This window comes from Corallococcus macrosporus DSM 14697, assembly GCF_002305895.1.
In the GTDB taxonomy this organism is placed as follows: Bacteria; Myxococcota; Myxococcia; order Myxococcales; family Myxococcaceae; genus Myxococcus; species Myxococcus macrosporus.
The window spans coordinates 2,915,368-2,933,190 of record NZ_CP022203.1 but is presented as its reverse complement, the minus strand read 5'-3'; the positions used below and the strand labels follow the sequence as shown (position 1 = coordinate 2,933,190).

At 71.2% G+C, this 17,823-nt stretch carries 12 protein-coding genes; 8 read left to right on the top strand and 4 right to left on the bottom strand.

Translation table 11 applies throughout. The features are described from left to right. Positions 1-3: 3 nt before the first annotated feature. The gene (locus MYMAC_RS12475) at positions 4-975 is read right to left on the bottom strand and encodes a homoserine kinase (protein ID WP_095958249.1); all 972 of its coding nucleotides are present in this window, start codon (positions 973-975) and stop codon (positions 4-6) included. Positions 976-1,110: 135 nt separating this feature from the next. Between MYMAC_RS12475 and MYMAC_RS12470 the strand changes: the two genes are divergently transcribed. After that, entirely contained in the window at positions 1,111-2,691 is a 1,581-nt protein-coding gene (locus MYMAC_RS12470) for a tetratricopeptide repeat protein (protein ID WP_095958248.1), read from the top strand. Here MYMAC_RS12470 and MYMAC_RS12465 read toward each other — a convergent pair. The 3 genes from MYMAC_RS12465 to MYMAC_RS12455 are packed head-to-tail and all read right to left on the bottom strand — an operon-like array spanning position 2,683 to position 6,677. Beyond that, positions 2,683-3,183: a hypothetical protein gene (locus MYMAC_RS12465; protein ID WP_013939096.1), complete on the bottom strand. Its 501-nt coding sequence runs from the start codon at positions 3,181-3,183 to the stop codon at positions 2,683-2,685. The two genes, MYMAC_RS12470 and MYMAC_RS12465, sit on opposite strands and share 9 nt — an antisense overlap. Positions 3,184-3,190: 7 nt before the next feature. Continuing rightward, entirely contained in the window at positions 3,191-4,522 is a 1,332-nt protein-coding gene (locus MYMAC_RS12460) for a cyclic nucleotide-binding domain-containing protein (protein ID WP_013939095.1), read from the bottom strand. 40 nt (positions 4,523-4,562) lie between these two features. Beyond that, complete coding sequence (locus MYMAC_RS12455; RefSeq protein WP_095958247.1) at positions 4,563-6,677, bottom strand: FHA domain-containing protein; 2,115 nt, start codon at positions 6,675-6,677, stop codon at positions 4,563-4,565. Positions 6,678-6,854: 177 nt separating this feature from the next. Between MYMAC_RS12455 and MYMAC_RS12450 the strand changes: the two genes are divergently transcribed. The 7 genes from MYMAC_RS12450 (at position 6,855) to gspE (ending at position 17,784) form a co-directional block, all read left to right on the top strand. Beyond that, positions 6,855-8,336: a TldD/PmbA family protein gene (locus MYMAC_RS12450; protein WP_095958246.1), complete on the top strand. Its 1,482-nt coding sequence runs from the start codon at positions 6,855-6,857 to the stop codon at positions 8,334-8,336. Between the two features lie 17 nt (positions 8,337-8,353). After that, complete coding sequence (locus tag MYMAC_RS12445; RefSeq protein WP_095958245.1) at positions 8,354-9,700, top strand: TldD/PmbA family protein; 1,347 nt, start codon at positions 8,354-8,356, stop codon at positions 9,698-9,700. Positions 9,701-9,796: 96 nt separating this feature from the next. Further along, positions 9,797-10,804 (top strand): ParB/RepB/Spo0J family partition protein, encoded by a 1,008-nt coding sequence (locus MYMAC_RS12440; RefSeq protein ID WP_095958244.1) that lies wholly within the window; start codon positions 9,797-9,799, stop codon positions 10,802-10,804. 31 nt (positions 10,805-10,835) lie between these two features. Further along, positions 10,836-12,242 (top strand): sigma-54-dependent transcriptional regulator, encoded by a 1,407-nt coding sequence (locus MYMAC_RS12435; RefSeq protein WP_095958243.1) that lies wholly within the window; start codon positions 10,836-10,838, stop codon positions 12,240-12,242. A 193-nt stretch (positions 12,243-12,435) separates the two neighbouring features. Beyond that, on the top strand, positions 12,436-13,353 hold the full coding sequence (gene gspC / locus MYMAC_RS12430) for a type II secretion system protein GspC (RefSeq protein WP_095958242.1): 918 nt from the start codon (positions 12,436-12,438) through the stop codon (positions 13,351-13,353). A 25-nt stretch (positions 13,354-13,378) separates the two neighbouring features. Next, positions 13,379-15,970: a type II secretion system secretin GspD gene (gspD, locus tag MYMAC_RS12425; protein WP_095958241.1), complete on the top strand. Its 2,592-nt coding sequence runs from the start codon at positions 13,379-13,381 to the stop codon at positions 15,968-15,970. Continuing rightward, positions 15,967-17,784 (top strand): type II secretion system ATPase GspE, encoded by a 1,818-nt coding sequence (gene gspE, locus MYMAC_RS12420; protein ID WP_095958240.1) that lies wholly within the window; start codon positions 15,967-15,969, stop codon positions 17,782-17,784. The genes gspD and gspE overlap by 4 nt, the downstream gene beginning before the upstream one ends. Positions 17,785-17,823 lie beyond the last annotated feature (39 nt).

Below are 17,823 nucleotides of genomic sequence, written 5' to 3'. Positions count from 1 at the left end.
CCGTCACAGGCCCAGCAGCCCGGCGAAGCCGTCCGGGCCCATGGCGTTCAACGCCCGGGCCCGGTTGAGGTAGGTGCGGTAGTCCTTGCGCACCAGCTTGTCCGCCGGCAGCGGCGACAGGTGGTAGTCCCGGATGCGGCTCGCCGTGAAGCGCACCGCCCCATAGAGCGCATGGCCGAAGAGGTTCGTGCGCTCCACGGCGGACAGCGGCCGGACGTCCACGTAGCCCCGGATGAAGGCCCGGCACAGCTCCGGCAGGTAGTGCCCGCCGTCGAAGCACCAGGCGTTGAGGGTGATGGCCACGTCCAGGCCGTACTCTTCCCGGCACGCCATCTCGAAGTCGAAGAAGGCGCCCACGCGGTCCCCCAGCCACTTCACGTTGTCCATGAAGAGGTCCGCGTGGATGACGCCGCGAGGCTCCAGCCCCTGCCGCGCCGCGCGCGACGTCTCCAGGTCACGTTGCAGCTCACGCGCCACGGCCGCCAGCTCCGCGTCCGGGTGCGCCGCCAGCGCCACCAGCCAGCCGCCCACCGTCTCCGGGCCGTAGGGATTCTCCCGCGTGCCGGAGAAGGACTGCGTGTCCCGGTGCAGCTTGCCCAGCTCCGCGCCCAGCCGCTCCAGGTGGTCCGCGGTGAGGGCCGGGTGGCGCAGCTCCTCCCCCGGCAGCCAGCGGAAGACGCTGACGCGGCCGCCCTCCAGCTCCAGGAACGTCGCCCCGTCGCGCGTCGTCAACTGCACGGGCCCGGGGAAGTGGTACGCGGCCAGGTGCGCGAGCAGCGCGGACTCAAAGCGCAGGTCCTCCGCGGAGCGCGCCGTCGTGTGGCGCACGAAGTAGCGCCCCGTCTGCGTCTCCACGCGGTGGTTGGTGTTGATGGAGCCCTGGGGGATGGGCGTCACCTCGCGCACCGCGCCCAGCCCGAATGCCTCCGCGACCCGCTCGAATGCCTCGGGGGGTAGCGCCGTGTGTACCGCCATACCTCTGACCTCCCACGTCCGTGTTCACGCCGCCGCCCCCGTTGACAGCCCGGGAGCGCGTCCCTATCTGAGCGCGGCTTCTATACCCGGCACGACGGCCGGCGCACATCCAACTCCAGCGCGGGGGACAGGTCCATGGGCACCGAAGGGCGCAAGGACTGGCAGCGGCGCGAAAGCCTCTCCAGCGCGTTGGTTCAGGTGGGTGTTGTCGCCGTACTCCTCGCGGGCGCGGTGGCCTTCTTCGTCCACCGAGGCACCGTCCGCAAACAAGCGGAGGAGCACCTGCGCGCGGCCCGCGCCGCCGCCCAGCGTGGCAACCCCGCGGACTTCGCGCGCGCCCTGGCGGAGCTGGAGGCCCTCTTCCAAATCGACGCCGAGTCCCGCGACGCGCAGGCCCTGGCCGCCGACATCCAGACGGTGCTGTGGCTGGAGCACCGCCAGCCCGGCGCGGACGCCAAGGCCCGCGAGCACCTCTCCCGCGCCGAACGACTGGAGTCCCAGTCCGGCGAGCGCTACGGCGCCCACGCCCTCCACCTGCTGGCCACGGGCAAGGCCGCCGAGGCGGAGCAGTACCTGGCCGCGCTGGAGGCCCGGGGCGCCAACAACGCCCGGCTGACGCTGGCCCGGGCCCTGGCGCTCCAGGCCCGCGGCGACCTCCCGGGCGCGCGGCAGGCCTTCGCCCGCGCGGCGGAGACGGCCTGGAGGGACCCGCGCTTCACCACCGCGTACGGCGAGGCCCTGCTGGACGAAGGGCAGTACCCGCAGGCGGTGGAGGCCTTCGCCAGGGCCACCAGCGTCAACCCGGACCACCTGCTGGCCCGCGTGTCCGCCGCGCTGGCGCACACCTACCAGGGCCGCAAGACGGAGGAGGCCCGGCGGGTGCTCGCCCGCGTGGAGGCCCGTGGCGCGGAGCTGACGCCCGTGCTGAAGGCCCGCGCGGGCGCGCTGAAGGCGGAGCTGGCGCTGGCCGCTGGCGCCCCTGATGACGCGATTGCCGCCGCGGACGCGGCCCTGAAGGCCCTGCCCGACGAGCACTACGCCCTCTTCGCCCGGGCGCGCGCCCTGGCGGTGAAGCGGGACGCCCAGGCGCGCGCGGCCTTCGAGGCGGCCGTGGCCCGGCGCCGCAACGCCCCGCTGCTCTACCTGGACGGCGCGCGGGCGCTCCAGGCGGCGGGAGATGGCGCTGGAGCCCTGGCGCTGCTGGACGCGTACGAGGCGACGTTTGGCCCGGTGCGGACCACCACCGCGGACGGGAAGCAGGCCGGCCTGCTGGAGAAGGACAGCCGCTACTGGCTGGCGCGCGGCGGCGTGCTGGAGGCCGCCTCCCGCCAGGACGAGGCCCTGGCCGCCTACGACAAGGCCCTGGCCGCGCGCGGCGTGGAGCTGGCCCGGGCCCAGTACGCCAAGGGCGAGCTGCTGCTGGCGCGCAAGGACTACGAGGGCGCCCGTCCGCTGCTGGCCGCCGTGGCGCCCGACAACGGCGCGGGCACGCTGGCGGAGGCCTACACCGCCATGGGCGACCTGCTCTTCGCCCAGGGCGAGCACGCCGCCGCCTGCCAGCACTACTTCTTCGGCCTCGCGCGGGCGCGGACGCAGGGCACCCCACGCGAGGCGCTGGCCGCGCGCGTGGAGGACATCCGCGAGCGGCTGGAGTCCGCCGGCCAGGCCCGCATGGCCAAGGCCTGGAAGGCGGAGTCCGGCCCGCTCCTAGAGTAGGTCGGTGGGGTCGATGGACTCCGGGCGGGCGCGCACCACGCGCCACTCGCCGTCCTCTTCCTTCTCGAAGGCGCCTTCGATGAGGTAGGCGCTCAGCACGCTGCCAGCGGCCAGGTCCTCCACCCGCTCCGCCTGGGAGCGGCCGAAGATAAAGCGCGCCTGGAACTCCCCTTCCGAGGGAGACACCTCGCGCACCTCCAGGTTCGTCACGAAGACGCGCACCCACTGGCCGCGCAGCACCTGCGCGGTGAGGATGCCGCGCACCTCCTTCTTCGACCAGCCGCCCTGCCCCTTGGAGCGGAAGCGCTCGGAGACGTGCTCCATCACCCCGCCCACGTCCTTCGCCTCCGCGGCCCGCGTCATCACCACCACCTGGCGGCGGATGGCCTCCTCCACGGTGAGCTCCTGCCGGGGCCAGAAGTACAGCACCGCGCCGGCCACCAGCAGCGCCAGCACCCCGCCCACCACCCGCGAGCGCGTCACGTTCACCATGGCCGCCTCACGCCGCCTCGGGCTCGAGCACCAGCTCGTCCGCGTCGATGATCTCCGCGGGCCGCAGCGCCTCGCCAATCTGCTTCAAGCGCCGATCCGACAGTTGCTCCAGGTAGGTGCGGATGTCCGGGACGGACGTCACCAGCTCGTGGAAGGCCGCGCGCTCCAGGAAGGCCGCCGCCGTCTTGCGCGCCGCCGCCACCGTGGCCGTGGCGCGCAGGCCCGTCAGCAGGGAGATCTCCCCCGCCACCTCGCCCTCGCGCAGCATGCCCAGCGTCACCACGCCGCCCGCGGGGTCCTCCTTCTGCACCACCAGCTCACCGGCCAGCACCAGGTACAGCCCCGGCGAGTGCTCGCCTTCCACCAGCACCTTCTCGCGCGCCTGGAGCGCGCGGAACGTGAAGCGCCGCAGGAGCGCGCCCCGCTCCGACTCCGGCATCGTCTGGAACATGGGCGAGGTGGCCATCAGGTTGCGCGCCATGCGCTGCTGCGCGAAGTCCGCCAGCACCTGCGGCACCGCGGGGTGGCTCTTGGCCACCGCGTTGAGGTGCTCGCGGCGAATCTCGAAGACCTCGGTGTCCGACACCGCGGACACCGTCGCCGTGGGCGGCGCGCCCGTCAGCAGCGCGATTTCACCGAAGATGGAGCCGCCGCCCAGGAAGCCCAGCGTGCGCGCCTCGCCGTCCTGCTGCCGCGTCACCTCCGCCTTGCCCGCCACCACCACGTAGAGCGACTCCGCCGTCTCGCCCTCGCGGCTCACCGCCTCGTCCGGGCGCACGCGGCGCCACGCCATCCGGCGCACCAGGTCCACGAAGGCGTCCCGGTCCAGCTCCGCGAACAAGGGCAGCGGCGGACGGCTGTTCGGGTCCGCCGAGCCGCCCGGGTCCGGCGCGGCCAGCACTTCAATGGCGCGGTTGGACAGCTCCTCGCCCTGCAGCCCCATCAGGTCCGTGTCCACCTTGCCGTCGTAGAGCGTCTCCGGCGGCAGCGGCGGCGGCACCACGGCGCGGCCCGGCGCGTTGCGCACCGCGCGCGAGTGGATGCGGATGAGCGTGTCATTCACCCGCCGCTCGTTGGGGGCCACGTCCAGCGCCAGCTTGCACGCCGCCATGGCGGACAGCAGGTAGTCGCGGCGCAGCAGGCCCTCCGCGCAGGCGTGGTACGCGGTGACGGCGCGCTCGCGCTCGCCCAGCTCCGCCAGGCAGCGCGCGGCCAGCATCCGCGAGCGGTGGTCCGCGGGGACGCGGCGGACCGCCTCGGCGAACACGGCCAGGGCTCGCTCGAACTGGCGCTCCTCGATGAGGTCCATCCCGAGCTCACGCAGCGACGACTCGTTCATCCCTTTTCTCCCCGGCAAGTCATGGTCGGCCCGCCGCCACTCATGGCTGCAGCTCGCTCAGATACATCTCCGCCTTGCGCTTCACGTCGGAGCCCTCCGAGGCCGTCTCGATGACGACCTTGAACATCTCCGCCGCGGCCTGCGGATCCCTGTCCCGCTGGATGTAGGCCCTCAGGAAGAGCTCCTCCGCCTTCTTCTGCAGGCTCTCCAGCCCCTCGCGCGCCCGCCCGTCACCCGGGTTGAGCCGCAGCGCCTCGCGGAAGTGCGAGCCGGCCGCGCCCAGGTCACCCTTCTTGAGCGCGCCCTGCCCCGCCGCCAGGGACGACGACGCGAGGTGCTCGTCGATGGTGTTCCCCAGCGAGCCGCGGAAGCCAATCTGGCGGTACAGGTCCGCCGCGCGGCGCAGGGGCCTGGCCGCGGCCTCCAGCGAGTTGGCCGCCAGCTTCTTCTGGCCATCCTCCAGCGCGCGCCGGAACTGGGGAATCAGCCGCTTGAGGGACAGGGCCCGGTCCTTCACGTCCTTGTCCCCCCGGTGCTTGTCAATCACCCGGTCGCACTCGAGCACGGCGCGCTGGTAGTCGCCGCCGTTGAAGCGGCGCTCCACGTCGATGAAGGCCTCGGCGATGAACTCCTTGCGCTTCTCCCTGGCCACCTCCGCCGCGCGCGCCGCGGCGTTGCGGTTGCGCCGCGACTCGTCCTGGGCCTCCTTCGCCAGCTCGGCCTCCAGGTCCGTCAGCTTCACCTCGTAGGCCGGGCGGTTCAGCGGCGGGAGCCGCGCGATGAGCGGACGAATCGTCTCCGGCTCACGCGAGGCGAAGGCCTCCTCCACCTGCTGGAGCCGCCAGGCGATGTCCTGCTCCTCCAGCTCCGTCGACAGCTTGCGGCGGAGGTCGTCCGTCTTCGCGGTGCCCTGCGGCGTCTCCTCCAGCTTCTCGCGCGCCTCGTCGAAGCGCTTCTCGTCGATGAGGGTGCGCACCGCCTCCAGCGACGTCAGCACCTCCAACTGGGTGCGCGCCCCCCGGGCCAGGTTGTCCGCGTCGATGCCCGGCACCAGCTTCTCCGCCTCCTCCACCAGGCGGACGGCGTTGGCGTAGTCGTCCGCGCGCACGGACTCGCGCGCCTGCTGCATCAGGACCTTCGCCCGCTCCACCTTCGGGTCCGGAGGGGGCGGCGGCGGCGGCGCGGACGGAATCAGCATCAACCCGATGACCAGCAGCACCACCAGCGCGCCACCGCCGCCGATGAGCGCCTTCTGCTTGCCCGTCAGCGCGCCGCCGCTCGAGCGGGTCGGCGTGCTCCGGATGGGCGGACGCGGCCGGGGCACGGCCACCGCGCCCTTGCTCCCCGAGCCCTCCTTGAGGTTGTCGGGCAGCCTGTAGTTGGCGTTGGTGGCCTCGTTGAAGCGCGGGTCGTTCGGATCCACCTCGCTGCCCCGCGCGGCCGACTGGTTCTTCCGCTTCTCCTCCGCCTCGCGCGCGGCCGCCTCGCGCGCGCGCTTCTCCTCCGCGTCGCGGGCCTCCGCCTGGGCGCGCAGCTCCTTGATCTGCTCCGCCTCGTCCACGAAGCGCAGGCGCGTCTTGCCCATGGAGATCTCGTCTCCGTGCTTGAGCAGGCACTCGTCCACGCGCTGGTCGTTGACCTGGGTGCCGCTGACGCTGCCCAGGTCGCGCATCACCACGCCGGCCTGGCCGTACACCAACTCCAGGTGGCGGCGGGAGACGGACTGGTCCTCCAGCACGAAGTCGCAGTCCTTGTTGCGCCCCACCACCATCCGCACGCTCTGGAAGCGCTTCTTGCGGCCCTTGTCCGGGCCGTCCAGCACCAGCATCTGCACCGGCGGGCCCGCGCGCGTGGCGTCCGCGTTGTCGTCCTCGTCGTCGTCGCGGGCGCGCCGCTCCTCTTCGATGGCCTCCACCGAGGCCACGCGCGTCTCGCCCGTGCGGGAGCGGCCCGGCTCCTCCTCGCCATACAGGTCCGGGTTGGGCGGCCCGTCATCCGGGTAGCCGTCCTCCCCGGAAGCGGGAGCGGCGAAGTCCTCGTCCTCGGACGCGGGGCGGCGCCGGGCAGGGGCCTTCATGGAGTCTGGGTCCTCGCCCGCACGGCCGCCGGAACGGCCAGCACCAGCGCGAGAAGAGGAAGGAGGACGAGGAGGCATGGGGTGGGTTCCAGTCTCGAAGCGCCGTGCATCTTAGAGCGCCGTCTCCATGGTGGGAATGCGGACAGGCCGCGGATCAGGGAAAGAACGGGGGGCCTTGAGCGTTGCTCCCGGCGGCGCCCCCTCCTATGTAGGCTGCCACATACCCCAACGTCTTCACCGCGGGAGTTCCGAAATATGCCCCGAGCGTCAGCGCCCACGAAGCGCGCCCCCTCCTCGCAGCTCGCCCCACCGGTGGCCCGGCGACCCGCGGCCGCCGCCCTGCTGCCCCAGCCGCTGGTCGAGCGCCTGCTCGCCGTGGCCATGGAGCGCGGGGGCGACTTCGCCGAGGTGTACATCGAGCGCACGCTCACCACCGCGGTGCGGCTGGAGGAGTCCCTCATCAAGAGCGCGCAGACGGGCCTGGTCCAGGGCGTGGGCGTGCGCGTCATCGCCGGTGGCAAGGTGGGCTACGCCTTCTCCGACGACTGGGACGAGCCCGCCCTGCTGCGGGCGGCCTCCACGGCGGCCATGATCGCCCAGGGCGGCGGCGCCGAGCGCAGCTTCGCCGTGCGCCGCGCCGCGGTGCCCAGCCACTACCACGTCACCACCCCGCTGATGGACGTGGAGGTGTCGCTGAAGACGGGCCTGCTGATGCGCGCCGACAAGGCCGCCCGCGCCTTCGACGCGCGGGTGAAGCAGGTCAACGGCGGCTACGTGGACCAGACGCGCCGCATCGCGGTGGCCAACACCCACGGCCGCTACACCGAGGACACCCAGGACCTGTGCCGCATCTCCGTGATGGTGGTGGCCCAGGGCAAGGGCGGCGAGCGGCGCACCGGCATGTACGGCGGCGGCGGCCGGGTGCCCTTCACGCACTGGGACACCTTCTCCCCGGAGGACGTGGCCCGTGAGGCGGCGCGGCAGGCGGTGGCCACGCTGGGCGCGGTGGACTGCGTGGCCGGCCCGCAGACGGTGGTGCTGGCCCCGGGCTGGAGCGGCATCCTCCTGCACGAGGCGGTGGGCCACGGCCTGGAGGCGGACTTCATCCGCAAGGGCACCTCGCTGTTCGCTGGCAAACTGGGGGAGAAGGTCGCCTCCGACCTGGTCACCGTCATCGACGACGGCACCGTGTCCAGCGGGCGCGGCTCCATCAACATCGACGACGAGGGCAACCCCGGCGAGCGCAAGGTCCTCATCGAGAACGGCGTGCTCAAGGGCTACCTCTACGACAGCCTCAACGCGCAGCTCATGGGCCAGCGCAGCACCGGCAGCGGGCGGCGCGAGTCCTTCAAGCACCTGCCCATGCCGCGCATGACGAACACCTTCCTGGCCCCGGGTGACCACGCCCCCGAGGACATCCTCAAGGAGGTGAAGCGCGGCCTGTACTGCGCCACCTTCGGCGGCGGACAGGTGGACATCACCAACGGCAACTTCGTCTTCGAGGTCAGCGAGGCGTACCAGATTGAAGACGGCAAGCTGGGCCGCCCGGTGAAGAACGCGACGCTCATCGGCGTGGGGCCGGAGGCGCTGAAGAACGTGTCGCGCGTCGGCACCGACCCGATGCCCGACCCGGGCATGGGCGTGTGCGGGAAGAATGGCCAGTCCATGCCGGTGGGCGTGGGCCTGCCCACCGTGCGCATCGACAACATCACCGTCGGCGGAACCAAGGTCGCCTGAGAGGGAGCGCCAACACCATGGACTACCAGCAGCTCGCGAAGAGAATCGTCCAGCGCGCCAAGCGCAAGGGTGCCCGCCAGGCGGAGGCCTTCCTGGAGGTGGGCCGCCAGAGCAGCGTGCGCGTCCACCAGGGGCAGATTGAAGACCTCACCCAGTCCACCAGCAAGGGCGTGGGCGTGCGCGTGGTGCTCAAGGACCGCCTGGGCTTCGCCTACACGTCCGACTTCGAGCCCGCCGCCGTGGACCACATCGTGGACCAGGCCCTGAAGCTGGCCGAGTTCTCCGCCCCCAGCAAGCTCAACGGCCTGCCCTCCGGCAAGGACCTGGGCCGCTTCGGGGACACCGGCCCGCTCTTCGACACGAAGGTGGCCGAGCTCCCCGGCGACTGGAAGATAAAGACGGCGCTGGAGGCGGAGAAGGCGGCCCGCGCGGAGGACTCGCGCATCATCGCCTTCAACGGCGTGGGCGCCGGGGACTACGTGTCCGAGATCTACATGGCCTCCACCGAGGGCGTCACGGGCGCGTACGCCGGCACCTACGTGTACCTGTACGCGGCGCCGGTGGCCTCCGACGGCGCCGGGCTGCAGACGGGCTACTGGATGGACTACCGCCGCTTCCTGGACGACCTGGACGGGCCGGAGGCCATCGGCCGGGAGGCCACGCGCCGCGCGGTGCGGATGCTGGGCGCCCGGCGCGTGAAGACGCAGCAGGTGCCGGTGCTGTTCGACCCGCAGGTGGCCGCGTCCTTCGTGTCGGACGTGGCGGGCGCGGCGGACGGCAACGCGGTGTACCAGCAGGCCAGCCTCCTGGCGCCGCTGATGGGCAAGCGCCTGGCGGGCGCGCACGTCACGCTGGTGGATGACGGCCTGATGCCGCGCGGCCTGGCCACCGCGCCCTTCGACGGGGAAGGCGTGCCCACGCGGCGCACGCCCATCATCGAGCAGGGCGTGCTCAAGTCCTTCCTCTATGACGCCTTCACCGCCCGCAAGGCGAAGGCGCGCACCACCGGCAACGCGTCCCGCAGCTACAACGGGCTGCCCGCCATCGGCACCAGCAACCTGTACCTGGAGCCGGGCACGAAGTCGCCCCAGGAGCTGCTGCGCGAGGTGGACAGCGGCTTCTACGTCACCGCCCTGCTCGGCCACGGCACCGACCCCGTGACGGGCGAGCTGTCCGCGGGCGCCAACGGCCTGTGGATTGAGAAGGGCGAGCTGACGCACCCCGTGCAGGAGGTGACGGTGGCGGGCAACCTGCTGCAGATGCTGAAGGACCTGGACGGCATCGGCAGCGACCTCCAGTTCCGCGGCGGCGCGGTGGGCGCGCCCACTGTCCGCTTCCGGCAGCTCACCATCTCGGGCGAGTAGCCCACCCCGCCACGTCCCCCTACCGTGCGGCGGCGGGGGGACGTGTCAGGGCCCCCTCGTAGAACGGGTGAAGCAGGACGAGGAGGGTTTTGGCCCATGGCAGCGAAGTCCGCACGCAAGTCCCCCGCCGCGAAGAAGGCGGCCACGCCGCGCAAGCCCCGCCGCAAGAAGGCGGAGGCGAAGTCCCGGGGCCTGTCCCCCGCGGAGGTGGCCAGCGACTCGGTGGAGTACCCCACGGAGCTGCTGGAGGCGGTGCGTGAGGACGGCGGCGAGGTGCTCGGCGTGTACCGCGACCCGCTGGGCGGACACCCGGTGGTGTTCTCCGTGCTGCCCATCGACAAGGTGGAGCCCACGCCCTACCAGCGCGACGTGTCCGAGCCCCACGTGAAGCGGCTGGCCAGCGCCATGGAGCGGTTGGACCGCTTCCTGGACCCCGTCATCGCCGTGCGCAAGGACGGCCGGTACTGGACGCCCAACGGCAACCACCGCCTCCACGCCAGCCGCATGCTGGGCGCCAAGGCCATCGTCGCCCTGGTGCTGCCCGAGGAGGACGTGGCGTACCAGATCCTCGCGCTCAACACGGAGAAGGCCCACAACCTCAAGGAGCGCTCGCTGGAGGTCGTCCGCATGTACCGCGGGCTGGTGGGCGCGAGGCGGCAGGGGCCGGAGACGGCCTTCGCCCACCTCTTCGAGGAGCCCGCCTTCATCACCCTGGGCGCCGCCTACGAGCAGCGCCCCCGCTTCTCCGCGGGCGCCTACCACCCCTTCGTGAAGGTGGTGGAGGACTTCCTCGACACGCCCCTGGAGGACGCCCTGCCCCTGCGCGAGGCCCGGGCGAAGCGGCTGCTGGAGCTGGACGACGCGGTGGTGGCCGTGGTGGACGCCCTCAAGGAGCGCGGCCTGCAGAGCCCCTACCTCAAGAACCTCGTCGTCGCCCGCATCAACTTCCTGCGCTTCCGCAAGGACGGCGGGAAGCCGGACTTCGACGCCACCCTGGACCGGCTGCTGGCCAGCGCCCGCAAGTTCAACGTGGACAAGGTGCGGCGCGAGGACCTTGGCCGGATGGGCGGCGGGCCCCTGGAGCCGGACGAGGACAGCGTTTGAGGGAACACGGATTGCAGGAGGCTCGCCCGACATGACATCCCCCACGGTCCTGGTCGTCGACGACGACCGCGCGAACCTCGACTCGGTCATCCGCATCTTCCAGCGGGAGGGCATGGCCACGCTGGCCGCCGGCAACGGCACGGAGGCGCTGGAGCTGCTGCGCCGGCCGGAGGTCGCCGCCATGGTGACCGACCTGATGATGCCCAACATGGACGGCCAGGAGCTGCTGCGCGCCGCGCGCGCCATCCGGCCGGACGTGGAGGTGGTGCTGATGACGGCCTACGGCACGGTGGAGACGGCCGTGGCGGCCATGAAGGACGGCGCCTACGACTTCATCACCAAGCCCCTCAAGCGCCACGCGCTGGTGAAGGCCATCCAGAAGGCGCTGGAGAAGCGCGCGCTGGTGGCGGAGAACCAGTCCCTCAAGGCGAAGCTGGCGGAGATGAACGCCGCGGGCGGGCGCTCCATGGTGGGCCAGTCCCCCGCCTTCCGCGCCATGCTGGACACCATCCGCCAGGCGGCGCCCTCCACCGCCACGGTGCTGCTGCTGGGGGAGTCCGGCACGGGCAAGGAGCTGGCCGCGCGCTCCGTGCACGAGTTCTCCCAGCGGGTCCGTGGGCCCTTCGTCGCCGTCAACTGCGGCGCGCTGCCGGAGAACATCCTGGAGGCGGAGCTCTTCGGCGTGGAGCGCGGCGCCTTCACCGGCGCGGTGGCCCGGCGCGAGGGCCGCTTCGAGCGCGCCCACGGCGGCACCCTCTTCCTGGACGAAGTCGGAGAGATGCCGCTGCCCGCGCAGGTGAAGCTGCTCCGCGCGCTGGCCGAGGGTGAAATCGAGCGGCTGGGCGGCACGCAGACGGTGAAGGTGGACGTGCGCCTCGTCGCCGCCACCAACAAGGACCTGCAGAAGGAGGTGGCCGAGGGCCGCTTCCGCGAGGACCTCTACTACCGGCTCAACGTGGTGGAGATCCGCGTGCCCGCGCTCGCCTCGCGCCGCGAGGACATCCCCCTGCTGGCGGACGCCTTCCTGCGCCGCTTCGCCGCCAAGAATGGCAAGGTGCTGCGCGGCTTCTCCCAGGAGGCGCTGGGCGTGCTGGAGAACTACGCCTGGCCCGGCAACGTGCGCGAATTGGAGCACGCGGTGGAGCGCGCGGTGGTGCTGGCGCGCGGAGAGGTGCTGGAGGCCAGCGACCTGCCCGAGTCCGTGCGCAAGGGCCCGCTGGGCTCGGCCGGACAGCTCGTCATCCCCATTGGCACCCCCATGGAGGAGATTGAGCGCCGGGTGATCCACGAGACCTTGCGCCACACCCGGGGCGACAAGACGCTGGCCGCCCGGCTCCTGGGCATCGCGGCGCGGACCATCTACCGCAAGCTGGAGCGCGAGCAGTCCACCGGGGAGGCCCCCGCCGCCACGCCGCCCGACGCCGACGCCGCCGACTGACAGGGCGTCACACGGCCCCCCGCCTGCTTCTGACAATTTGTCCGGCGGGGTTTCGGCAGGCCCGCCACGCGTCAGGGGCGCCTGCTATTCCGGAATAATTCCAAGTGGTTGGCCGTAGGTCCTGTCTTGCCCGCCTGGCCCGCGATGGCACCTGGCTTGCTCAACATGGGCCCGGCTTTCTCCCGGAAGCGTGATGGAACTCTTCTTTCGAAAATACTTTTGGACGGTGAACCTGGTGTTCATCCTGCTCGTCGGCCTGCTGGCGGCGAGCACGGTGAACCTGTTCGTCGAGTCCGCCATCTCTCCGGTCCCCACCGGGGGGTCGTCCGCCCGCGCGCCCTCGCAGCCGCGCCGCGCCGAAGCGGCGCTGGCGATGCTCGACCTGGAGCGCCTGTCCCGGCTGACGGGCATCAAGCTGCCGGAGCCGGAGCCCGAGGTGCAGGAGCCCGGCGGCGGCGCCATGGCGGAGGTGGACCCCAACGCCGCGCCGGTGAAGAGCAGCCTGCGGGTGAAGCTGCTCGGCACGCTGGTGGCGAGCAACCCCGACTGGTCCTTCGCCTCCATCCTGGACATGGCGACGCAGCGTTCGCAGACCTACATGGTGGGCAACACCGTGCAGGGCGCCACGGTGGAGGCCATCGAGCGCGAGCGCGTCATCATCATCAACGCCGGGCGCCGCGAGTTCATCGACGGCAACCCGGGTGATGGCGCCTTCGTGCCGCCCTCGCCCCCGGTCGCCCAGGCCAACACCGCGCCGCCTGGCGACACCAGCGGCATCCGCGCCACCAGTGAGAACGAGTACGAGGTCCCGCGCGCGGAGATCGACAAGACGCTCAACAACCTCAACCAGGTCGCCATGCAGGCGCGCATCGTGCCCGCGTTCAAGGACGGTCAGGCGGTGGGCTTCAAGCTCTTCTCCATCCGCCCGGACTCCATCTACTCCAAGATTGGCGTCCAGAATGGCGACGTCATCCGTCGCATCAACGGATTCGACCTCAACAGCCCGGAGAAGGCGCTGGAGGTCTATTCGAAGATGAAGGACGCCCCCCGAATCGAGATCGAGATCGAGCGCAACGGTGCGCCGATCCGCAAGTCGTACAACGTCCGTTAATCAACTCCGCAGCGCCCGCTCCTCCATGAAGACGCTCCCGTCCTGGATGCTCTGCCTGTGCCTCGCGTTCGCCGTTCCCGCGCAGGCCCAGCGTCGCTCACCGCCCCCTGGCTCCGCCGGAGAGCGGACGATTTCCCCTCAGGCCACCGGCGCCGCCAATGCCGGTGACGCCAACGGTGGGACCCGCCGCACGCCGACGTGCGAGGAGGCCCGCCGCAATGCCCGCTACGGCATCTACTTCGACAAGGTGGAGATCGAAAAGCTGGTCCAGACGGTGGCGGACGCCACCTGCCGCACCTTCATCCTGCCGGAGAACGTGCGCGGGAAGATCTCCATCATCGGCCCGGAGAACGGCCGCGTGGAGGTCAACGCGGACGCCTTCTACTCCGCCTTCCTCGCCTCGCTCGACGCCAACGGGCTCGCCGTCTACCAGTACGGCCGGTTCATGAAGATCGTCGACAAGCGCTCGGCGAAGCAGAACCCCATCCCGACCATCATCGAGGACGGTGAGCCGTACACCACCAACGAGCAGATGGTGACCAAGCTGTTCCGCGTGCAGAACGTGGAAGTGGAGCCCCTGCGCGGCGTGCTCCAGCAGCTCGTGTCCAAGGACGGCGACACGATTCCGTACCCGCCGGACACCATCATCATCAACGACGTGGGCTCCAACATCCACCGCCTGGAGCGCATCATCCACCAACTGGATACGCGCGCCGCCAGCGATGAGATGCGCATCATCCAGGTGCAGTACGCCTCCGCGCAGGACGTGGCCAACACGGTGCAGCGCCTCTTCGAGGCCAAGGGCGCCCGCCCCGGCCAGCCCGCCGCGCCCAGCCGCCCCGTCCGCCCCGGCCAGCCCGCCCCGCAGGCCGCGGCCCAGCCGGGCAGCTCGGGCGGTCCGGTGACGCTGTCGCAGATCATCCCGGACGAGCGCACCAACAAGCTCATCATCGTCGCCAGCCCCGCGGCCTTCGACCGCATCCAGGACATCGTCGGGCAGATTGACATCCCCACCAGCGGCGGCGGACGCATCAACGTCTACTACCTGGAGAACGCCAACGCGGAGGAGCTGGCCAGCACGCTCCAGTCGCTGGCCCAGGGCACCGGAAACCAGCCGCGCGGCCGCCCGATGCCGGCCCGGCCGCCGGGCGCGCCCGCCGCCACCTCCTCGACGCAGGCGGCGGAGCTGTTCAGCGGCGAGGTGAAGATTTCGGCAGACAAGGGCAGCAACTCGCTGGTCATCGTCGCCAGCGCCGCGGACTACAAGAACATCGTCCAGGTCATCCAGCAGCTCGACAAGCCGCGCCGCCAGGTGTTCGTGGAGGCCGTCATCATGGAGGTCAACCTGGACCGCAACGCGCGGTTCGGCATGAACCTGCACAGCGGCTTCAGCCTGAGCACGGAGAACGGCCCGGTGCCCGGCCTCATCGGCACCAACACCTCCGGCCAGGGCCTGCCGCCGTCGCTGTCGCTCACCAGCCTGGCCTCCTACGGCGGCTTCCTCGCCGGCCTCCAGGGCCCCGCCATCCCCGCCCTGGAGAAGCTGGGCATCCCGGCCTTCGGCGTGGTGCTGCACGCCATGCAGCAGAGCTCGGACGTGAACGTGCTCTCCACGCCGCACATCCTCACCAGCGACAACGAGGAGGCGGAGATCACGGTGGGCCAGAACGTGCCCTTCCAGTCCGGCTTCAACCCGTCCTCGCTGGGCTCGCTCGCCGGCGGCCTGGGCGCCGGCGGCGGCGTTGGCGGCGTCGGTGGCCTGGGCGGTGGCCTGCTGGGCGGCCTGGGTGGCCTGGGCTCGCTCTACGCCCCCATCACCCGTCAGAACGTGGAGCTGAAGCTGACGGTGAAGCCGCAGATCAACGAGAGCGACTACATCCGCCTGGTCATCAACCAGCAGACGGAGGAGATCGCCTCCACGGACCCGGTGCTCGGCCCCACGACCTCCCGCCGCAGCGCGAAGACGACGGTCATCGCGCGGGACCAGGAGACGCTGGTGATTGGCGGCATCATGCAGGACCGCACCCTGGAGAGCGTCTCCAAGGTGCCCCTGCTGGGTGACATCCCGCTGGTGGGCCACTTCTTCCGCGACACCACGCGCCGCAAGACGAAGACCAACCTGCTGCTCTTCCTGACGCCCTACATCATCCGGGGGCCGGAGGACTTCCGCGTCATCTTCGAGCGCAAGATGAAGGAGCGGCAGCAGTTCGTGGAGCAGTTCTACGGCCAGGTCCCCGGCTACGACGTGGCGGTGGACTTCAGCCGCAAGCCCGGCCCGCTGTCCCGCATGGGCCAGAAGGTGACGCAGGAGGAGCAGCGCGCGGAGAACGGCGGCCCGGGCGTGGCCGGCGAGCGCGTCATCGCCCCGGCCCCTCCCCCGGGGGGCAGCCCGGGAGCCGTGCCCTCCACGCAGCGGCAGGCGCCCGTGCCGGAGGTGGATGAGGGGGAACCGGCGGTGCGGGAAGGCATGCCGCCTCCGGATGGTTCGGAGGAATCAGTGCCCGAGCCCGCCCCGCAGAACTTCGAGCAGCCCCCGCCCGAGGCCATCCAGGTCCCCGAGGCGGGAGACGCCGAGCACCTGCGCATCCAGCCGGAGGCGGGGGAACAGACGCCATGAACCTGACCGCCGACCCCACCCTCACCAGCGCCGCTCCTGGCGGCGCGGTTTCCCCGCGCAACGACGCCACCCAGCTCGTCGCCCATGGCCAGGCCTACCTGTGTGGCCGGCCGCTGGGGGAGATCCTGCGCGCCATCGTCCCCACGCTCACGGAGGAGAAGCTCCGGGAGGCGCTCGCCGTCCAGGACGAGAAGGGGCAGCGCATTGGCGAGGCCCTGGTGGGGATGAAGGCGGTCTCCGAGGAGGACGTGGCCAAGGCCCTGGGGCACCAGCTGGACCTGCCCTACCTGGCGCGCATCTTCGCCGAGGAAGTGGACGCGGAGCTGGTCAAGCGCATCCCCATCAACTTCGCCAAGCAGGCGCGCATCCTCCCGCTGTCCCTGGAGGGTGACACGGTGGCGGTGGCGGTGGCCGACCCGCTGGACACCGCCGCGCTGGACCACGTGCGCGTGCTGCTGGGCCAGAGCATCAGCCAGCGCATCGCCCTGGGCTCTACCATCACCGACGCCATCAACAGCGTCTACGACCGCTCCGTCAATGAGACGGAGCAGCTCGTGGACGAGATGGAGACGCAGGACCTGGACGCCATCGCCCACGAGCTGGACGAGCCCAAGGACCTGCTCGACGAGGACGACGAGGCGCCCGTCATCCGGCTGGTGAACTCCGTGCTGTTCCGCGCCGCCAAGGAGCGCGCCAGCGATATCCACATCGAGCCGATGGAGCGCGAGCTGCTGGTGCGCTTCCGCGTGGACGGTGTGCTGCAGGAGGTCATCAAGCCGCCCAAGCGCTACCAGAACGCCATCGTCAGCCGCGTGAAGGTGATGGGGCAGCTCAACATCGCGGAGAAGCGCCTGCCGCAGGACGGCCGCATCCGCATCAAGCTGGCCGGCCGCGACATCGACATCCGCCTGTCCACCATCCCCACGTCCTTCGGCGAGCGCATCGTCATGCGTCTGCTGGACAAGACGGCCACGCTGCTGGACCTGGCCGAAATCGGCATGAGCCAGAAGACGCTCGAGTCGATGGAAGCCGTCATCAAGCGCTCGCACGGCATCATCCTGGTGACGGGCCCCACGGGCTCCGGCAAGACGACGACGCTCTACGGCGCCCTGTCCAAGATCAACACGCCCGACCTCAACATCCTCACCGTCGAGGACCCGGTCGAGTACCAGCTCAAGGGCATTGGCCAGATGGCCATCAGCCCGAAGATTGGCCTGACCTTCGCGCAGGGGCTGCGCTCCTTCCTCCGCCAGGACCCGGACGTCATCATGGTCGGCGAAATCCGCGACAAGGAGACGGCCGAAATCGCCATCCAGGCCTCGCTGACGGGCCACCTGGTGCTGTCCACGGTGCACACCAACGACGCCGCCGGCGCCGTGACGCGTCTGGTGGACATGGGCGTGGAGCCCTTCCTCGTGGCGTCCTCGCTCACCGGCATCCTGGCCCAGCGCCTGGTGCGCCGCGTGTGCCCGGACTGCCGCGTCCAGTTCGAGCCCACCGACGCGGAGCTCAAGGAGCTGGGCCACAGCAAGGCCTCCTTCAAGGAGCGCTACGGCGTGGACCGCATCTACAAGGCCTCCGGATGCCCCTCCTGCAACCGCAACGGCTACCGCGGGCGAACCGGCATCTACGAATTCCTCCCCGTGGATGACGACGTGCGCCAGCTCGTGCTGAAGAACGTGGACGCCTCCACCATCAAGCGCTCCGCCACGTCCAAGGGCATGACGACGCTGCTGGACGACGGCGCGCGGAAGATTGCCCTGGGCGAGACGACCATCGCCGAGGTGCTCAGCATCACGCAGGAGGACATGTAGCCGACCGCTCCTCCTCTGGGAGGGGCCGGGGTTCCTGAA